This window comes from Streptomyces sp. NPDC001373, assembly GCF_042895815.1.
In the GTDB taxonomy this organism is placed as follows: Bacteria; Actinomycetota; Actinomycetes; order Streptomycetales; family Streptomycetaceae; genus Streptomyces.
The window spans coordinates 99,636-114,953 of the sequence record NZ_JBIAWQ010000009.1 but is presented as its reverse complement, the minus strand read 5'-3'; the positions used below and the strand labels follow the sequence as shown (position 1 = coordinate 114,953).

The following is a 15,318-nucleotide window of genomic DNA, read 5'->3' as shown; positions in this document are numbered from 1 at the left end:
GGGACTCCGGCGATCCCGCCGGAACGGACACCCGCCCCCTTAGTGGTGACGTCGTGTCCTGTCCATGCGTTCCCGGACGCCGCCTTTCATACCGAAGGGCGACCGAAATTACTTCGGTCGCCCCAGGTCATGAGCGCTATTCGGCTGATGTCGCGTCAGAAAGGAGTGTTCGCGGCCGCTCAGAGGGCGGGGAAGAACAGCTTCAGCTCGCGCTCCGCGGACTCCTCGGAATCCGAGGCGTGGATCAGGTTCTCCCGGGTGATGGACCCGAAGTCGCCCCGGATGGAGCCGGGCGCGGCGGCGATCGGGTCGGTGGGTCCGGCCAGCTGGCGGACACCCTCGATCACGCGTTCCCCTTCCACCACGAGGACGACGACCGGGCCGCTCGCCATGAAGCCCATGAGGGGCTCGTAGAAGGGCTTGCCCTTGTGCTCGCCGTAGTGGGTCTCCAGGGTCTCCTGGTCCAGCGTGCGCAGCTCCAGCGCCGGAATGGTCCAGCCGGCCTTCCGCTCGATCCGGCCGATGATCTCGCCGATCAGGCCACGGCGGACGGCGTCAGGCTTGAGGATGACGAGCGTGCGCTGGGTCATGTTCCAACTCCTTGCGGCATACGGGTGCGGTAGGGCGAATCTACAGGGCCGCCACGGGGACCCGTCACGCAGCGTCAGCCTCCGCCTGGCGGGCGGCCCAGCTCGCCTTGATCGCGTCGATGCGCCGGCCGTAGTGCACCGAGCACCACCACAGGCCCGCGAAGACCGCGCCCAGGAAGAACATCATCGGGACCACGAAACCGCTCGCGATCAGCCCGATCTGCAGCGCCCAGCCGAGCTCCACCGCGCCGCGGCGCGAGAGCATCCCGCACAGCAGCACCGACAGCAGCATCGTCACGCCGCAGACCGTCCACACCTCGGCCTGGGTCAGGTCCGGGTTCTTCATGGCCACCAGGCCCGCGAAGCCGACGACGAAGAATTCACCGATCAGCGTGCTCGCGCAGAGCGTGCGCATCGATCCCTCAGCCCCTCTTGAACAGCAGGCGCGCCTCGCCCACCGTGATCACGGAACCGGTCACGAGGACACCGGCCCCTCCGTATTCGGCCTCTTCCTCCGCCAGGGTGACGGCCGCCTCCAGGGCGTCGTCCAGCCGCGGCTCCACCTGCACCCGGTCGGGGCCGAAGACCTCGACCGCGATCGCGGCCAGCTCGTCCGCGCCCATGGCCCGGTGGCTGGTGTTCTCGGTGACGACGACCTCCGCGAAGATCGGCTCGAAGGCCTCGAAGACGCCCTTGACGTCCTTGCCCTCGCTCGCGGCCACCACGCCGATCAGCCGGCTGAAGCCGAACGCCTCGGTGACGGCGTCCGCGGTCACCTGCGCCCCGGCCGGGTTGTGCGCGGCGTCCAGGATCACCGTCGGGCTGCGGCGCACGACCTCCATGCGGCCCGGCGAGGTCACCGAGGCGAAGGCCTGGCGCACCGTGTCCACGTCCAGCTCGCGCGCCTGCCGACCGCCGACGCCGAAGAAGGCCTCGACGGCGGCCAGCGCGACCGCCGCGTTGTGCGCCATGTGGGCGCCGTACAGCGGCAGGAAGATGTTGTCGTACTCGCCGCCCATCCCGCGCAGGGTCAGCACCTGGCCGCCGACGGCCACCTCACGGGAGACCACGCCGAACTCCATGCCCTCGCGGGCCACGGTCGCGTCGACCTCGACGGCCCGCTTCAGCAGCACCTGCGCCGCGTCCACCGGCTGCTGCGCCAGGATGACGGTGGCGCCCTGCTTGACGATGCCGCCCTTCTCCCCCGCGATCTCGCCGGGCGTGGAGCCCAGCCGGTCCGTGTGGTCCAGGCTGATCGGGGTGATCACGGCGACGGACGCGTCGATCACGTTGGTGGCGTCCCAGGTGCCGCCCATGCCGACCTCGATCACGGCCGCGTCGACGGGCGCGTCCGCGAAGGCCGCGTAGGCCATGCCCGTGAGGACCTCGAAGAAGGACAGCCGGAAGTCCTCGGCGGCGTCGACCATCTCCACGTACGGCTTGATGTCGTGGTAGGTCTCGATGAAGCGCTCGGCGGTGATCGGGGCGCCGTCCAGGCTGATCCGCTCGGTGACGGACTGGACGTGCGGGCTGGTGTAGCGGCCGGTGCGCAGCTCGAAGGCGTTCAGCAGGGCCTCGATCATGCGGGCCGTGCTGGTCTTGCCGTTGGTGCCGGTGACGTGGATGGTCGGGTAGGCGCGCTGGGGCTGGCCCAGGACGTCCATCAGCGCCTCGATGCGGCTGACGGACGGGTCCAGCTTGGTCTCGCCCCAGCGGGTGGAGAGCTCCTGCTCCACCTCCTGCAGCGCCTTGGCCACCTCGGGGTCCTCGGGGCGGGAGGGCACCGGGTCGCCCGTGGGCGGGCCGGCCTGGGCGCGCAGGGTGCGGCTCCCGGCCTCGATCACCGCCAGGTCGGGGTCTCGGTCGGCTTCTTCCGCCACTATCTGGTCGAACTCGTCGAACGTGCCGTCGCGGTCGCGGTCCTGGCCCTCGGGCTGCTGCTCACTCACAGGCCCAGTCTACGGACGCGGGCCCCGAGGACTTTCGGCCCGGCCGTTTCGGGACCTTCGACGGCGAAAGCGACCGGATCGTTATGGAAGCCTTGCGGACGGGAGATTGGGGAACAAATGCCGCAGGCCAGTACCGACAGGACCGCCTCCAGCCGCGACATAGGCATCGACCTGGGGACCGCGAACACCCTCGTCTACGCCCGCGGACACGGGATCGTCCTCAATGAGCCGTCCGTGGTCGCGGTCAAGGCGGGCACGACCACCGCCCTCGCCGTCGGCGCGGAGGCCAAGGAGACCATCGGCCGCACCCCGGGCTCCATCACCGCGATCCGCCCCCTGAAGGACGGGGTGATCTGCGACTACGAGGCCGCGGAGGAGATGATCCGGCACTTCGTCCGCAAGGCGGTCCCCGGCCGGCGGCCGCGCACCCGGATGGTGATCTGCGTCCCGTCCGGGGTCACCCCGGTCGAGCGGCGGGCCATCGTCCACGCCTCCACCCGGGCGGGCGCCAGGTCCGTCCACCTGATCGAGGAGCCGATGGCGGCCGCGATCGGCGCCGGGCTGCCGGTGGCCGAGCCGCGCGGCTCGATGGTCGTGGACATCGGCGGCGGCACTTCGGAGGTGGCGGTCATCTCCCTCGGCGGAATCGTCACCTCGCGGTCCCTGCGGATCGGCGGGGACCGGTTCGACGCCGCGATCACGGACCATGTGCGCAAGGAGCACTCCCTGCTCATCGGGGAACGCACCGCCGAGGACGTCAAGGTGGCCATCGGCTCGGCCTGGCCCGTGCCCGAGCGGCCGGAGCTGGAGACCCGGACGGCCACCGTGCGCGGCCGGGAGCGGGTCGGCGGGATGCCCAAGACGCTGGAGCTGACCGCGGCCGACGTGCGGGCCGCCCTGGACGAGCCGGTCGAGGCCGTCATCGCGGCCGTCCGCGCCACCCTGGAGGAGTGCCCTCCCGAGCTCTCGGGGGACGTCATGGAGCACGGCATCGTCCTCACCGGCGGCGGCGCGCTGCTGCCCGGCCTGGACCTGCGCATGGCCTCCGCCACGGGCATCCCGGTCTTCGTCGCCGACGCCCCCCTGGACTGCGTGGCCCTCGGCTCGGGGCGCTGCGTGGAGGACCTGGACACCCTGGGCTCCCTGCTGTCCCCGGCGAAGGCCTGACGCGGCGCCGACAGGCCGGCGCGGGCCCGGCGAAGGCCTGACGCGGCGCCGACAGGCCGGGGTGGGCCCGGCGAAGGCCTGACGCGGCGCCGGCGGGCCGGCGCGGGGCCGACGAGGGCCCGGGCGGCGCGGACCCCGCCAGGGGTCAGCCGCGCGGCAGGGTGGCGACGACCTCGTACGCGTCCTCGCCGCGCCGCGCCGTCAGGGTCCCGCCCAGGCTGCGGACGCGCTCGGCCATGCTCGCCGTCCCCGAGCCAGCCGAGACCGGCGCCCGGCCCGGGGTGCGGGCCGGCAGGCCGTTGCTGACTGCGATCCTCAGGTGCGGGCCGTCCGTGCGGATCGTCACGTCGATGGTCTCGCCCTGCGCGTGCTTGGCCGCGTTCGTCAGGCACTCCTGCACCACCCGGTAGACCGCCGCCTGCCGCAGCGGCGACAGCGCGTGCGCCTGCGGGTCCAGGGCCAGCCGGACCGGGGAGCCGGCCCGCCCGCTCTCCTCCGCCAGCGCCTCCAGCCCCTCCACACCGGGGGTCGCGGCCCGTTCCCCGCGCTGCACGATGATGTCGTTCAGCACGAGGTGGGCCCGCCGGGCCGTGTCGGACAGCTCCTCGAAGTCCTTCGCGTACGGGGTCTCGCGCGCCCGCATCGACAGCACCTCGGAACGCACCGTCAGCAGGGTCAGCTCGCGCCCGACGAAGTCGTGGACGTCGCGGGCGACCGAGGTCCGCTCCTGCTGGACGGCGTGCAGCACCGCCGCCTCGGCGTGCCGGGCCTCCAGTTCGCGCACCAGGTCGTGCCGGTAGGCGGCGATCCCGACGGCGGAGGCGAGGACCCCGATGGGCACGACCAGGCTGAGGAAGGCGCTGAGGGTCGCGGCCCTGGGTTCGGGCCAGCCCGGCAGGCAGAACACGGCGAGCGCGAAGGACACGTAGCCGGCGGTGGCCAGGACCGCGGCCCGCCGGCCCCGGTGGCGGCCGACGGAGTACAGGGCGAACTGGATCAGGGTCAGCTCGTGCAGCCAGCCGATGAACAGCAGGGCGGTGGCGTACGCCGCCCAGGGCGTCCGGCGCCGCACCAGCAGGGTCGCGCAGCCTGCCGTGAGCACCAGGCCGGCCTGCCAGCCGGTCAGCGAGTTGTCCGCGGCGGCCAGGCCCGGCAGGTCCAGCGCCATCAGGCCCAGGCAGCTCAGTGCCACGAGGGCGTCCTGCGCCCGGGGCGAGGCACCCCAGCCCTCGACGAGCCGGCGCCCGCAGGCCACGGCCCGGTTCAACGCCGGGACGGAGGGCTTCAGGTGCATGCCCCCCATCATGCTTGGTCCGTACCTGAATCCGGCTCGGCCATCTGGACATATCACGTGACAAACGGCACTCCGGATGGTGCCGGACGTCCCCTCCGGGCACGGGAAAGGCCCCCACCGGGCGGGTGGGGGCCTGTCACCGGGTGCTCCGCGGACCGCTAGGCGGCGGGCAGGGCGTCCAGCTGCGCCTGGATCCTGGCGATGTCCGCCTCGGCCTTGGCCAGCCGGCCCTTGATCTTGTCCACGACGTTGTCGGGGGCCTTGGCCAGGAAGGCCTCGTTCCCGAGCTTCGCCTCGGCCTGCTGCTTCTCCTTCTCGGCGGCGCCGAGGTCCTTGGAGAGGCGCCCCCGCTCGGCGGCCACGTCGATGGTGCCGGACAGGTCGAGGGCGACCGTGGCGCCGGCGACCGGCAGGGTGGCGGTGGCGCTGAAGCCCTCGCCCTCCGGCTGGAGGCGCAACAGCTGACGGATGGCCCCCTCGTGCGCGGCGAGCGGCGTACCGGCCAGGTCCAGGCGGGCCGGGACCTTCTGGCCGGGCTGCAGACCCTGGTCGGCACGGAAGCGGCGGACCTCGGTGACGACGGCCTGGAGGTTCTCGATCTCCGCCTCGGCGGCCTCGTCGCGGAAGCCACTGTCCTTCGGCCAGTCGGCGACCACGAGGGACTCGCCGCCCGTGAGGGTGGTCCACAGCGTCTCGGTGACGAACGGGACGACCGGGTGCAGCAGGCGCAGCATGGTGTCCAGGACCTCGCCGAGGACCCGGCCGGAGACCTGTGCGCCCTCGCCGCCCGCGAAGAAGGTCGTCTTCGAGAGCTCGACGTACCAGTCGAAGACCTCGTCCCACGCGAAGTGGTACAGGGCCTCGCTCAGCTTCGAGAACTGGAAGTCCTCGTAGTACGCGTCGACCTGCGCGACGGTCTTGTTCAGACGCGACAGGATCCAGCGGTCGGTCGCCGACATCTTCTCGACCGACGGCAGCTCGCCCTCGATCGTCGCGCCGTTCATCAGCGCGAAGCGGGTGGCGTTCCAGATCTTGTTGGCGAAGTTGCGAGAGGCCTGGACCCAGTCCTCGCCGATCGGGACGTCGGTGCCGGGGTTGGCGCCCTTGGCCAGGGTGAAACGGACGGCGTCGGAGCCGTACTTGTCCATCCAGTCCAGCGGGTCGACGACGTTGCCGAAGGACTTCGACATCTTCTTGCCGCGCTCGTCGCGGACCAGGCCGGTCAGGGCGATGGTCTTGAACGGGACCTCGCCGTCCATCGCGTACAGACCGAACATCATCATCCGGGCGACCCAGAAGAAGATGATGTCGTGGCCGGTGAGCAGGACGTCGGTGGAGTAGAACTTCGCCAGGTCCGGGGTCTTCTCCGGCCAGCCGAGGGTGGAGAAGGGCCACAGGCCGGAGGAGAACCAGGTGTCGAGGACGTCGGTGTCCTGGGTCCAGCCCTCGCCCGTCGGCGTCTCGTCGTCGGGGCCGACGCAGACGACCTCGCCGTCCGGGCCGTACCAGACCGGGATGCGGTGGCCCCACCACAGCTGGCGGGAGATGCACCAGTCGTTGAGGTTGTCGACCCAGTCGAAGTAGCGCCGCTCCATCTCCTGGGGGTGGATCTTGACCCGGCCGTCGCGGACCGCGTCACCGGCGTTCTTGGCGAGGGTCTCGACCTTGACCCACCACTGGAGGGACAGGCGGGGCTCGATCGTCGTGCTGCAGCGCGAGCAGTGCCCGACGGAGTGCAGGTACGGACGCTTCTCGGCGACGATCCGGCCCTGCTGGCGCAGGGCGCCGACGACGGCGGACCGGGCCTCGAACCGGTCCAGGCCGAGGAAGGGGCCGTGGACGGTGATGACACCGTGCTCGTCCATGATCGTCATGTTGGGCAGGCCGTGGCGCTGCCCGATGGCGAAGTCGTTCGGGTCGTGGGCGGGCGTCACCTTGACGCAGCCGGTGCCGAACTCGGGGTCGACGTGCGTGTCCGCGACGACCGGGATCGAGCGGTCGGTGAGCGGCAGCTTGATGAGCTTGCCGACCAGGTGCTTGTAGCGCTCGTCGTCCGGGTGGACGGCGATGGCCGTGTCACCGAGCATCGTCTCGGCGCGGGTGGTGGCGACGACGAGGGTGTCCTCGCCCTCGCCGTACTTGATGGAGACCAGCTCGCCGGCGTCCTCCTGGTACTCCACCTCGATGTCGGAGATGGCCGTGAGGCAGCGCGGGCACCAGTTGATGATGCGCTCGGCGCGGTAGATCAGCTCGTCGTCGTAGAGCTTCTTGAAGATGGTCTGGACGGCCTTGGACAGGCCCTCGTCCATGGTGAAGCGCTCGCGCGACCAGTCGACGCCGTCGCCGAGGCGGCGCATCTGGCCGAGGATCTTGCCGCCGTACTCTTCCTTCCACTGCCAGACCCGGTCGACGAACTCCTCGCGGCCCAGGTCGTGGCGGGACTTGCCCTCCTCGGCGAGCTGCTGCTCGACCTTGTTCTGGGTGGCGATGCCGGCGTGGTCCATGCCGGGCAGCCACAGCGACTCGTAGCCCTGCATGCGCTTGCGGCGGGTGAGGGCGTCCATGAGCGTGTGCTGGAAGGCGTGGCCCAGGTGGAGCGAGCCGGTGACGTTCGGCGGCGGGATGACGATGGTGTACGCGGGCTTCTCGCTCGCGGCGTCCGCGGTGAAGTAGCCACGCTCTACCCAGCGCTCGTAGAGCTTCCCCTCTACCTCGGCCGGCGCGTACTGGGTCGGCAGTTCGGAGTTGGGGGCACTGGGTGTCTGCGTGTTCTCGGTCACGGGGCACAGGATACGGCGGGCCCCGCCCGCGTCACGAATCCATTCCACCGGGGGCGCTGCCGTTGACCCCGGCCGGTACGGGGACGTCTCATGCGCCCATGAACGAGATCGACCCGCCCGCAGCCCTCCCCTACCAGCCCGTATCGGCGGCACGGCGCAGGCGCAGGCGCTTCATCAGTACGGCCGGGACCGTACTGGTGCTCGCGGCGGGGGCGTTCCTCGGCAGGTGGGCCGTGAACGCGGCCCTCGCCGGGCCCGGGGACGCCGGCCGGTACCGGCTGGCCCCGCCCGCGTCCTTCCAGGGGCTGGCCCTCCAGGAGACCGGGCCGCGGGTGGACGCGATCAAGCGGGGCCAGGGCGCCCCGAAGGAGGGCACCGCCCCGGTGGCCGTGGTCTACGCCGACCAGGCGGGGACCGCGCAGCTGGTGGTCAGCGGGGCCGCGGGCGCCTTCACGGACGACGACCCCGGCCACGTCCTCGTCCGCGGCCTCCACGAGATGGGCGCCGACGGGACCGCCCCGCAGGACGCGGGCACGCCGGCGGGCGGGGCGATACAGTGCGGGACCCTGGCTTCCGGGGCGGGGCCGGTGGCGCTGTGCATGTGGGCCGACCACAGCTCGCTGGTGACGGTCAGCGTCCCGGTCGAGAACGCGCCGGTGGCGATCGGGGCCCTGGCCGCGCAGACCCGCGCCCTGCGGGCGGCGATGGAAGTCCCGGCGCGGTCGTGATTCGGTAACGGCCCGGACCCCGATGCCCCGGCCGAACAGGCCTTCCGCCAGGATGTGTGAAACGGATAAGGAACCTCACAGGGGGACTCGGGATGAGTTACAACCAGCCAGGGCCGTACGGCCAGCAGCCGCAGCAGCCGGGTCCCTACGGGCAGCAGCCCCCGCCGCCGCCGAACCCCTACGGCCAGCCCGCCCCGCAGCCGGGCTACGGCTACCCCCAGCAGACCCCGCCCCCGCCGCCGCCCCCGCCGGCCTTCCCCTAGCAGGGCGGCTACCCGCAGCAGCCCCCACAGCCCGCGTACGGCTACCAGCAGCCCCCGCAGCAGGGCTACATGCCCCCGCCGACGCCCCCGAAGAAGTCCAAGGCGGGCCCGGTCATCGCGGTGGTCGCGGCCGTCGCCGTCATCGGCGGCGCCGGCTGGTGGTTCCTGGGCGGCGGCGCGGGCGGCGTCTCAGACGCCACGAAGGGCTACAAGCTGGTCGCGCCGGAGTCGGTCGGTGAGTTCCAGAAGGACCCGAAGTACCAGCCGAAGGCCTTCACCGACAAGGACAAGCAGGAGGCCGAGGCCGCCGGCATCAAGAACGCCTCCTCGGTGGGCATGGACTACGTGTCCGGCGACCAGAAGAACCCGCTCACCCTCAAGGTCATCAGCTTCAACGGCCTCTACGGCGACATCGCCGACCCGGAGAAGACCGTTGACGGGTACTTCGCCATGGCCAAGCTGAAGCTCTCCAAGGACGGCAAGACGGACGTTCAGCTGATCGGCAGCCCGAAGGAGATGACCCCCGCCGGGTTCAAGGGCGCCGTCATGAAGTGCCAGGAGGTCAAGGCCACCTCGAAGGACCCCTCTGCCAAGGGCCCCAAGGAGGCGACGGTCCCGGTCTGCATCTGGGCCGACTACAGCACCCTGGCCACGGTCACCTCCACCGACGTGGCCGCCCTCCTCACCGGCAAGCCGGGCTACACCCTGGAGCAGGACGCGGACTTCGCCGCGAAGCTCTACAACACCGCCCGCGTCAGGGCCTGATCAACTCGGCGGCCGGCCAGCGCGCATGTCACCGCGCCGGCCGGCCGCAGCTGCATCAGTTTTGCGCCGCGGAACACGCATTACCTGCATCGCCGATCCTGACCCCGATGTTGATCAGGCCGAAGTAACACGCAGGGTAGGCCCCGGGATTGAAGTCGGCGCCCAGCTTGCACGCAGCCTCCACCTTCGGGCCGATGTTGTAGCCCGCTTCATGCAGGGAATACTGACAATCACCCTGATCGGCCGAGGCGGGCGAAGCCGCCACCATCGGCAGTGCGGCAGCGACGAATACCGCCGCCAGAACTCCTCCTGCGCGCTTCTTCTTCATGCCTTGCTCCCCCTCCATAGATGACGATGTCGCGATGCAGTCGATCAAGGAAGCGGACCCCACGCCAGATCAAATAGAATCTTTGTCCGATTAACGGTGAAGGTAGTCCTAAATGCGAAGAGGGGCGCTCCCGATCGGAGCGCCCCTTCTGCGTGCAACAAGCCTGCGGCTACGCTGATTTCTCCTGCGGGCCCTGGTCCTTCGGGACGATGCGGGGGACGAGGGTCGGGTTGACGTTCGAGCGGACCACGTCCGCCGTGATGACCACGCGGGCCACGTCCTTGCGGGACGGGACCTCGTACATCACCGACATCAGGACCTCTTCCATGATGGCGCGCAGACCGCGCGCGCCCGTCTGGCGGAGGATGGCCTGGTCCGCGATGGCCTCCAGGGCCTCGCGCTCGAAGTCCAGTTCCACGCCGTCGAGTTCGAACAGCCGCTGGTACTGCTTCACCAGCGCGTTGCGCGGCTCGACCAGGATCTGGAGGAGCGCCTCGCGGTCCAGGTTGTGGACCGAGGTGATGACGGGCAGACGGCCGATGAACTCGGGGATCATCCCGAACTTCACCAGGTCCTCCGGCATGACCTCCTGGAACTGGTCGCTCGCCTCGATCTCCCGCTTCGAACGGATCGTCGCCCCGAAGCCGATGCCCTTGGCGCCCGCGCGCGACTCGATGATCTTCTCCAGGCCGGCGAAGGCGCCGCCCACGATGAAGAGCACGTTCGTCGTGTCGATCTGGATGAACTCCTGGTGCGGGTGCTTGCGGCCGCCCTGCGGCGGGACCGACGCCGTCGTGCCCTCCAGGATCTTGAGGAGGGCCTGCTGCACGCCCTCGCCCGAGACGTCGCGCGTGATCGAAGGGTTCTCGCTCTTGCGGGCGACCTTGTCGATCTCGTCGATGTAGATGATCCCGGTCTCGGCCTTCTTGACGTCGTAGTCGGCCGCCTGGATCAGCTTGAGGAGGATGTTCTCCACGTCCTCGCCGACGTACCCGGCCTCCGTCAGCGCCGTCGCGTCGGCGATGGCGAACGGGACGTTCAGCATGCGGGCCAGCGTCTGGGCGAGCAGGGTCTTGCCCGAGCCCGTGGGGCCCAGCAGCAGGATGTTGGACTTCGCGAGCTCGATCGCGTCGTCACGGCCCTGCGCGCCGCCGTTCTCGCCGGCCTGGACGCGCTTGTAGTGGTTGTAGACCGCCACCGAGAGCGCCTTCTTCGCCGGCTCCTGGCCGACGACGTAGCTCTCCAGGAACTCGTAGATCTCACGGGGCTTGGGGAGTTCCTCCCACCGGACCTCGGAGGTCTCCGCGAGTTCCTCTTCGATGATCTCGTTGCAGAGGTCGATGCACTCGTCGCAGATGTACACACCGGGTCCTGCGATGAGCTTCTTCACCTGCTTCTGGCTCTTCCCGCAGAACGAGCACTTGAGCAGGTCGCCGCCGTCACCGATGCGTGCCACGAGGTGCTTCCCCTTCGCCTGGGAGACGCTTGGTTCAGCGCTCCTGGTGCCTCATATCCGACGGTACCTTGCCGGGGGCCCCGTACGGGGCCCCCTTGACGCGGTTCACATCGCAGAATCCTGCGGTGCGGCCACGCCAACTGACAGCAAGGATCAGGCCGCGTTCATCTTGCGGGTCGAGACGATCTGGTCGATCAGCCCGTAGGCCAGCGCCTCCTCGGCCGTGAGGATCTTGTCGCGCTCGATGTCGTCGCGGATCTTCTCGATCGGCGTGGTCGAGTGCTTGGCCAGCATGGTCTCCAGCTGGTCGCGCATGCGCAGGATCTCGTTGGCCGCGATCTCCAGGTCGGAGAGCTGCTCACGGCCGGTGCCGCCGGACGGCTGGTGGATCAGCACGCGGGCGTTCGGGAGGGCCATGCGCTTGCCCGGGGTGCCGGCGGCGAGCAGGACCGCGGCGGCGGAGGCCGCCTGGCCCATGCAGACCGTCTGGATGTCGGGCTTCACGAACTGCATCGTGTCGTAGATGGCCGTCAGCGCCGTGAAGGAGCCGCCGGGGCTGTTGATGTAGATCGAGATGTCGCGGTCCGGGTCCATCGACTCCAGGCACAGCAGCTGGGCCATGACGTCGTTGGCGGAGGCGTCGTCGATCTGCACGCCGAGGAAGATCACGCGCTCCTCGAAGAGCTTCGCGTACGGGTCGTACTCGCGCACGCCCTGCGAGGTGCGCTCGACGAAGCGCGGGACGACGTAGCGGTTGTCCACCTGCGGGCCGGAGTAGAGGCCGCTCGCGGAGAAGTTGTTCTGCATCTGGGTGTTCACCATCCTGGTGGCGTTCAGCGGGCTGGGGTTGCCTGGAGCGGCCTGCGGGCGTACGGGGCCGTACGCCGGGCCCGGGACGGTCAGGCCCCGGTGCCGCCGCCGCCCGGAGCGAGGGACGCGGCCGCGATGATGTCGTCGATGAGGCCGTACTCCTTGGCCTCCTCGGCGGTGAACCAGCGGTCGCGGTCGCCGTCGCGGATGATCGCCTCGACGGTCTGGCCCGAGTGGTGGGCGGTGATCTCGGCCATGCGCTGCTTGGTGCGCAGCAGGTACTGGGCCTGGATCTTGATGTCCGACGCGGTGCCGCCGATGCCGGCGGAGCCCTGGTGCATCAGGATGTCGGTGTTCGGGAGCGCGAAGCGCTTGCCCGCGGTGCCGCCGGTCAGCAGGAACTGGCCCATGGACGCGGCCATGCCCATGCCGATGGTGACGACGTCGTTCGGGATGAACTGCATGGTGTCGTAGATCGCCATGCCGGCCGTCACCGAGCCGCCGGGGCTGTTGATGTACAGGTAGATGTCCTTCTCCGGGTCCGCCGCCAGGAGGAGGAGCTGCGCGGTGATCTTGTTGGCGATCTCGTCGTCGACCTGCTGGCCGAGGAAGATGATGCGCTCGCCGAGCAGCCGGTTGTAGACATGGTCGCCGAGGCCGCCACCGATGGACGGCTCACCCGCGGCGTAAGGCTTCAGATTCGTCACGTATCCACCTGCTCGTCTCCGACGGCCACATGCCGTCTCAGCGTCTCGTTCTGGGGCGCGGACCGGCCGGTGGTGCGATGCGCCGCCGGCCAGGGGTAGTCCCGTGCCCTCGTATTCATGGACCCTAACGCGCAGGTCGGACAACGCCATCCCGCTTCCCGAACTGTTCGCTCGGAGCGCAAGCTCCCGGGGGCCTTCCGGGGGCGCGCGGAAGGGCCCGTACACGCCTGTGTACGGGCCCTTCACGGCACTGCTCAGCGGGCTTCGCCCGGGGTGTTACTCGGCCTCGTCGGCCTTCGCCTCGTCGTCACCCTCGACGGCGGCCTCGACGACCTCGGCGGCCGTCTCGACCTCGTCCTCGTCGTCGGACAGGTCGATGACCTCACCGTTGGTGTCGACGACCTTGGCGGCCTCGACGACGACCGCGAGGGCCTTGCCGCGGGCGACCTCGCCGACCAGCATCGGGACCTGGCCGCCCTCGACGACGGCCTGGGCGAACTGGTCGGGGGACATGCCGGAGGACTGCGCGCGGCGCATGAGGTGCTCGGTGAGCTCCTCCTGGTTGACGCCCAGCTTCTCCTTGTTGACCAGGGCGTCCAGCAGGAACTGGGTCTTGATGCCCTTGACGGCCTGCTCGCGGGTCTCGGCGTCGAACTCCTCGACCGTCTTGCCCTGGATCTCGAGGAACTTCTCGAGGTTCAGGCCCATCTGGCCGAGCTGGTGGTGCTCGAGGTTGTGCTTGCGGGTGTTGACCTCGTCCTCGAGGAGCTTCTCCGGGACGGGGATCTCGGCGAGCTCGAGGAACTTCTCCAGCACGCGCTCCTGGGCCTGGGTGGCCTGGTCGTACTGCTTCATGTTCTCGAGGCGCTTGCGGCTGTCGGCCTTGAGCTCGTCGAGCGTGTCGAACTCGCTCGCCATCTGGGCGAACTCGTCGTCCAGCTCCGGCAGCTCACGGGCGGAGACCTTGGAGACCTTGACGGTGACCTCGGCGTCCTTGCCCTCGGCGGAGCCGCCCTTCAGCTGCGAGGTGAAGGTGGCCTCGCCGCCGGCCTCGAGGCCCTTGACGGCCTCGTCGATGCCGTCGAGGAGCTCGCCCGAGCCGATGGTGTAGGAGACGTCGGTGGCGACACCGTCCTCGAGGACCTCCCCGTCGACCTTGGCCTCGAGGTCGATGGTGACGACGTCACCCTCGGCGGCGGCGCGCTCGACGTCCTTGGTGGACGCGAAGCGGCTGCGCAGCTGCTCGACCGACTTCTCGACGTCCTCGTCCGAGACCTCGATGGCGTCGACCTCGACCTCGATGCCGGAGTAGTCCGGGATCTCGATCTCGGGGCGGACGTCGACCTCGGCGGTGAAGGCCAGCAGCTCGCCGTCCTTCAGCTCGGTGATGTCGACCTCGGGCTGGCCCAGCGGGTTCAGGTCGGCCTCGTTGACCGCCTCGGTGTAGAACTTCGGGAGGGCGTCGTTGACGGCCTCCTCCAGCACCGCACCGCGGCCGAAGCGCTGGTCGATGACGCGGGCCGGGATCTTGCCCTTGCGGAAGCCCTTCACCGTGACCTGCTGGTTGATCTTCTTGTACGCCGCGTCGAGGCTGTCCTTGAGCTCCTCGAAGGGCACCTCGACAGTGAGCCGAACCCGAGTCGGGTTCAGGGTCTCCACGGCGCTCTTCACGGTTCGGTCTCCTTGTGGCTGACTGCTGGGGGTTCTGCCGGAACGCTGCTGTTCAGCGGCCTCGGCGGATTCGGCCCGGTACATCAGACACACGGGCACGCAGCTTGCATAGTAACCGCAAGCGGCAATCAGCCCACAACGCGATCTTCGTGGTGGCACTGCTGGTGGTCGGGGTGGCCGGATTCGAACCGACGACCTTCCGCTCCCAAAGCGGACGCGCTACCAAGCTGCGCCACACCCCGTCGGTGCGACACGTAGGGTACACGCCCGAAAACCCTCCGACGCCCCCTGTTTTCCCGCCGGGCGCACGCGAGCGCGTCGCGGGCGGGGACACGGCACTCGGAAGCGGTGTGCACTCCCCCGGTGCGACCCGCTAGGATGCTGTCCGTTGCCGCGGTCCTCGGACCTGCGGCGCGCGCTGCGGGTGTAGCTCAATGGTAGAGCCCTAGTCTTCCAAACTAGCTACGCGGGTTCGATTCCCGTCACCCGCTCTGTACGGCTCAGGGCCGGGTCGAGGACGTCTCCTCGGCCCGGCCCTGACGCGTTGTGCGGCGCCGTCCCGGATGCGCGGAGCCGGGACGGCGGGCCCCGGACCTCAGAGTTTGATGCCTGCGATGGTGTCGGCGAGGGAGCTCAGGAAGCGGTTGACGTCCGGGGCGATGGAGCTGGACGCCAGGAAGAAGCCGAAGAGGACGGCGACGATCGCCGGGCCCGCCTTCATGTGCTTGCCGCGGATCAGGATCACCAGGATGACCGCCAACAGAACCACCACTGACAGCGAAATGGCCACTTCTGATCACACCTTCGGTC

15 protein-coding genes and 2 tRNA genes are annotated in these 15,318 nt (G+C 70.0%); 5 read left to right on the top strand and 12 right to left on the bottom strand.

Features of this window, described 5'->3' with window-relative positions:
• Positions 1 to 179: 179 nt before the first annotated feature.
• The 3 genes from ndk to ACFY15_RS21310 all read right to left on the bottom strand — a co-directional run bounded on the left by ndk (position 180) and on the right by ACFY15_RS21310 (position 2,539).
• The gene (gene ndk / locus ACFY15_RS21320; RefSeq protein ID WP_361136923.1) at positions 180 to 590 is read right to left on the bottom strand and encodes a nucleoside-diphosphate kinase; all 411 of its coding nucleotides are present in this window, start codon (positions 588 to 590) and stop codon (positions 180 to 182) included.
• Between the two features lie 64 nt (positions 591 to 654).
• Positions 655 to 1,005, bottom strand: coding sequence for a DUF4233 domain-containing protein (locus ACFY15_RS21315; protein ID WP_366453020.1), 351 nt, complete (start codon positions 1,003 to 1,005; stop codon positions 655 to 657).
• A gap of 7 nt (positions 1,006 to 1,012) precedes the next feature.
• Positions 1,013 to 2,539 (bottom strand): bifunctional folylpolyglutamate synthase/dihydrofolate synthase, encoded by a 1,527-nt coding sequence (locus ACFY15_RS21310; RefSeq protein ID WP_390691077.1) that lies wholly within the window; start codon positions 2,537 to 2,539, stop codon positions 1,013 to 1,015.
• 117 nt (positions 2,540 to 2,656) lie between these two features.
• Between ACFY15_RS21310 and ACFY15_RS21305 the strand changes: the two genes are divergently transcribed.
• Complete coding sequence (locus tag ACFY15_RS21305; RefSeq protein WP_390825934.1) at positions 2,657 to 3,706, top strand: rod shape-determining protein; 1,050 nt, start codon at positions 2,657 to 2,659, stop codon at positions 3,704 to 3,706.
• 145 nt (positions 3,707 to 3,851) lie between these two features.
• Here ACFY15_RS21305 and ACFY15_RS21300 read toward each other — a convergent pair whose 3' ends face one another.
• Both ACFY15_RS21300 and ACFY15_RS21295 read right to left on the bottom strand, forming a co-directional pair.
• Entirely contained in the window at positions 3,852 to 5,000 is a 1,149-nt protein-coding gene (locus tag ACFY15_RS21300) for a sensor histidine kinase (protein WP_390691075.1), read from the bottom strand.
• Positions 5,001 to 5,158: 158 nt separating this feature from the next.
• Complete coding sequence (locus ACFY15_RS21295) at positions 5,159 to 7,780, bottom strand: valine--tRNA ligase (protein ID WP_390691074.1); 2,622 nt, start codon at positions 7,778 to 7,780, stop codon at positions 5,159 to 5,161.
• Between the two features lie 98 nt (positions 7,781 to 7,878).
• Between ACFY15_RS21295 and ACFY15_RS21290 the strand changes: the two genes are divergently transcribed.
• From ACFY15_RS21290 to ACFY15_RS21280, 3 genes are all read left to right on the top strand, one after another.
• On the top strand, positions 7,879 to 8,508 hold the full coding sequence (locus ACFY15_RS21290; RefSeq protein WP_390691073.1) for a hypothetical protein: 630 nt from the start codon (positions 7,879 to 7,881) through the stop codon (positions 8,506 to 8,508).
• A 92-nt stretch (positions 8,509 to 8,600) separates the two neighbouring features.
• The gene (locus ACFY15_RS21285; protein ID WP_390825933.1) at positions 8,601 to 8,771 is read left to right on the top strand and encodes a hypothetical protein; all 171 of its coding nucleotides are present in this window, start codon (positions 8,601 to 8,603) and stop codon (positions 8,769 to 8,771) included.
• 69 nt (positions 8,772 to 8,840) lie between these two features.
• The gene (locus tag ACFY15_RS21280) at positions 8,841 to 9,536 is read left to right on the top strand and encodes a hypothetical protein (protein ID WP_390825932.1); all 696 of its coding nucleotides are present in this window, start codon (positions 8,841 to 8,843) and stop codon (positions 9,534 to 9,536) included.
• Positions 9,537 to 9,591: 55 nt separating this feature from the next.
• Here ACFY15_RS21280 and ACFY15_RS21275 read toward each other — a convergent pair whose 3' ends face one another.
• The 6 genes from ACFY15_RS21275 to ACFY15_RS21250 form a co-directional block, all read right to left on the bottom strand.
• Positions 9,592 to 9,864 (bottom strand): hypothetical protein, encoded by a 273-nt coding sequence (locus ACFY15_RS21275; RefSeq protein WP_390691071.1) that lies wholly within the window; start codon positions 9,862 to 9,864, stop codon positions 9,592 to 9,594.
• A 169-nt stretch (positions 9,865 to 10,033) separates the two neighbouring features.
• A complete protein-coding gene (gene clpX, locus ACFY15_RS21270) occupies positions 10,034 to 11,320 on the bottom strand; it encodes an ATP-dependent Clp protease ATP-binding subunit ClpX (RefSeq protein ID WP_030297265.1) in 1,287 nt (428 codons plus the stop codon).
• A 153-nt stretch (positions 11,321 to 11,473) separates the two neighbouring features.
• The gene (locus ACFY15_RS21265) at positions 11,474 to 12,142 is read right to left on the bottom strand and encodes an ATP-dependent Clp protease proteolytic subunit (protein WP_390691070.1); all 669 of its coding nucleotides are present in this window, start codon (positions 12,140 to 12,142) and stop codon (positions 11,474 to 11,476) included.
• Between the two features lie 77 nt (positions 12,143 to 12,219).
• Positions 12,220 to 12,837, bottom strand: a complete 618-nt coding sequence (locus tag ACFY15_RS21260; RefSeq protein WP_390691069.1) for an ATP-dependent Clp protease proteolytic subunit — start codon at positions 12,835 to 12,837, stop codon at positions 12,220 to 12,222.
• A 276-nt stretch (positions 12,838 to 13,113) separates the two neighbouring features.
• Positions 13,114 to 14,508 (bottom strand): trigger factor, encoded by a 1,395-nt coding sequence (gene tig / locus ACFY15_RS21255; RefSeq protein ID WP_390691068.1) that lies wholly within the window; start codon positions 14,506 to 14,508, stop codon positions 13,114 to 13,116.
• Between the two features lie 165 nt (positions 14,509 to 14,673).
• Positions 14,674 to 14,750 (bottom strand) — tRNA-Pro (locus ACFY15_RS21250).
• A gap of 178 nt (positions 14,751 to 14,928) precedes the next feature.
• On the opposite strand from ACFY15_RS21250, the gene ACFY15_RS21245 reads away from it, so the two are divergent.
• Positions 14,929 to 14,999: transfer RNA gene (locus tag ACFY15_RS21245), tRNA-Gly, on the top strand.
• A gap of 104 nt (positions 15,000 to 15,103) precedes the next feature.
• Here ACFY15_RS21245 and ACFY15_RS21240 read toward each other — a convergent pair.
• Positions 15,104 to 15,298 carry a hypothetical protein gene (locus ACFY15_RS21240; protein WP_390691067.1) on the bottom strand — a complete coding sequence of 65 codons (195 nt, stop codon included), beginning with the start codon at positions 15,296 to 15,298 and terminating at the stop codon, positions 15,104 to 15,106.
• Positions 15,299 to 15,318: the final 20 nt, after the last annotated feature.

Coding starts and splice junctions, on each gene's coding strand:
- ndk (WP_361136923.1), bottom strand. CDS start 590: ATGACCCAGCGCACGCTCGTCATCCTCAAGCCTGACGCCGTCCGCCGT.
- ACFY15_RS21315 (WP_366453020.1), bottom strand. CDS start 1,005: ATGCGCACGCTCTGCGCGAGCACGCTGATCGGTGAATTCTTCGTCGTC.
- ACFY15_RS21305 (WP_390825934.1), top strand. CDS start 2,657: ATGCCGCAGGCCAGTACCGACAGGACCGCCTCCAGCCGCGACATAGGC.
- ACFY15_RS21300 (WP_390691075.1), bottom strand. CDS start 5,000: ATGCACCTGAAGCCCTCCGTCCCGGCGTTGAACCGGGCCGTGGCCTGC.
- ACFY15_RS21290 (WP_390691073.1), top strand. CDS start 7,879: ATGAACGAGATCGACCCGCCCGCAGCCCTCCCCTACCAGCCCGTATCG.
- ACFY15_RS21285 (WP_390825933.1), top strand. CDS start 8,601: ATGAGTTACAACCAGCCAGGGCCGTACGGCCAGCAGCCGCAGCAGCCG.
- ACFY15_RS21280 (WP_390825932.1), top strand. CDS start 8,841: ATGCCCCCGCCGACGCCCCCGAAGAAGTCCAAGGCGGGCCCGGTCATC.
- ACFY15_RS21275 (WP_390691071.1), bottom strand. CDS start 9,864: ATGAAGAAGAAGCGCGCAGGAGGAGTTCTGGCGGCGGTATTCGTCGCT.
- ACFY15_RS21265 (WP_390691070.1), bottom strand. CDS start 12,142: ATGGTGAACACCCAGATGCAGAACAACTTCTCCGCGAGCGGCCTCTAC.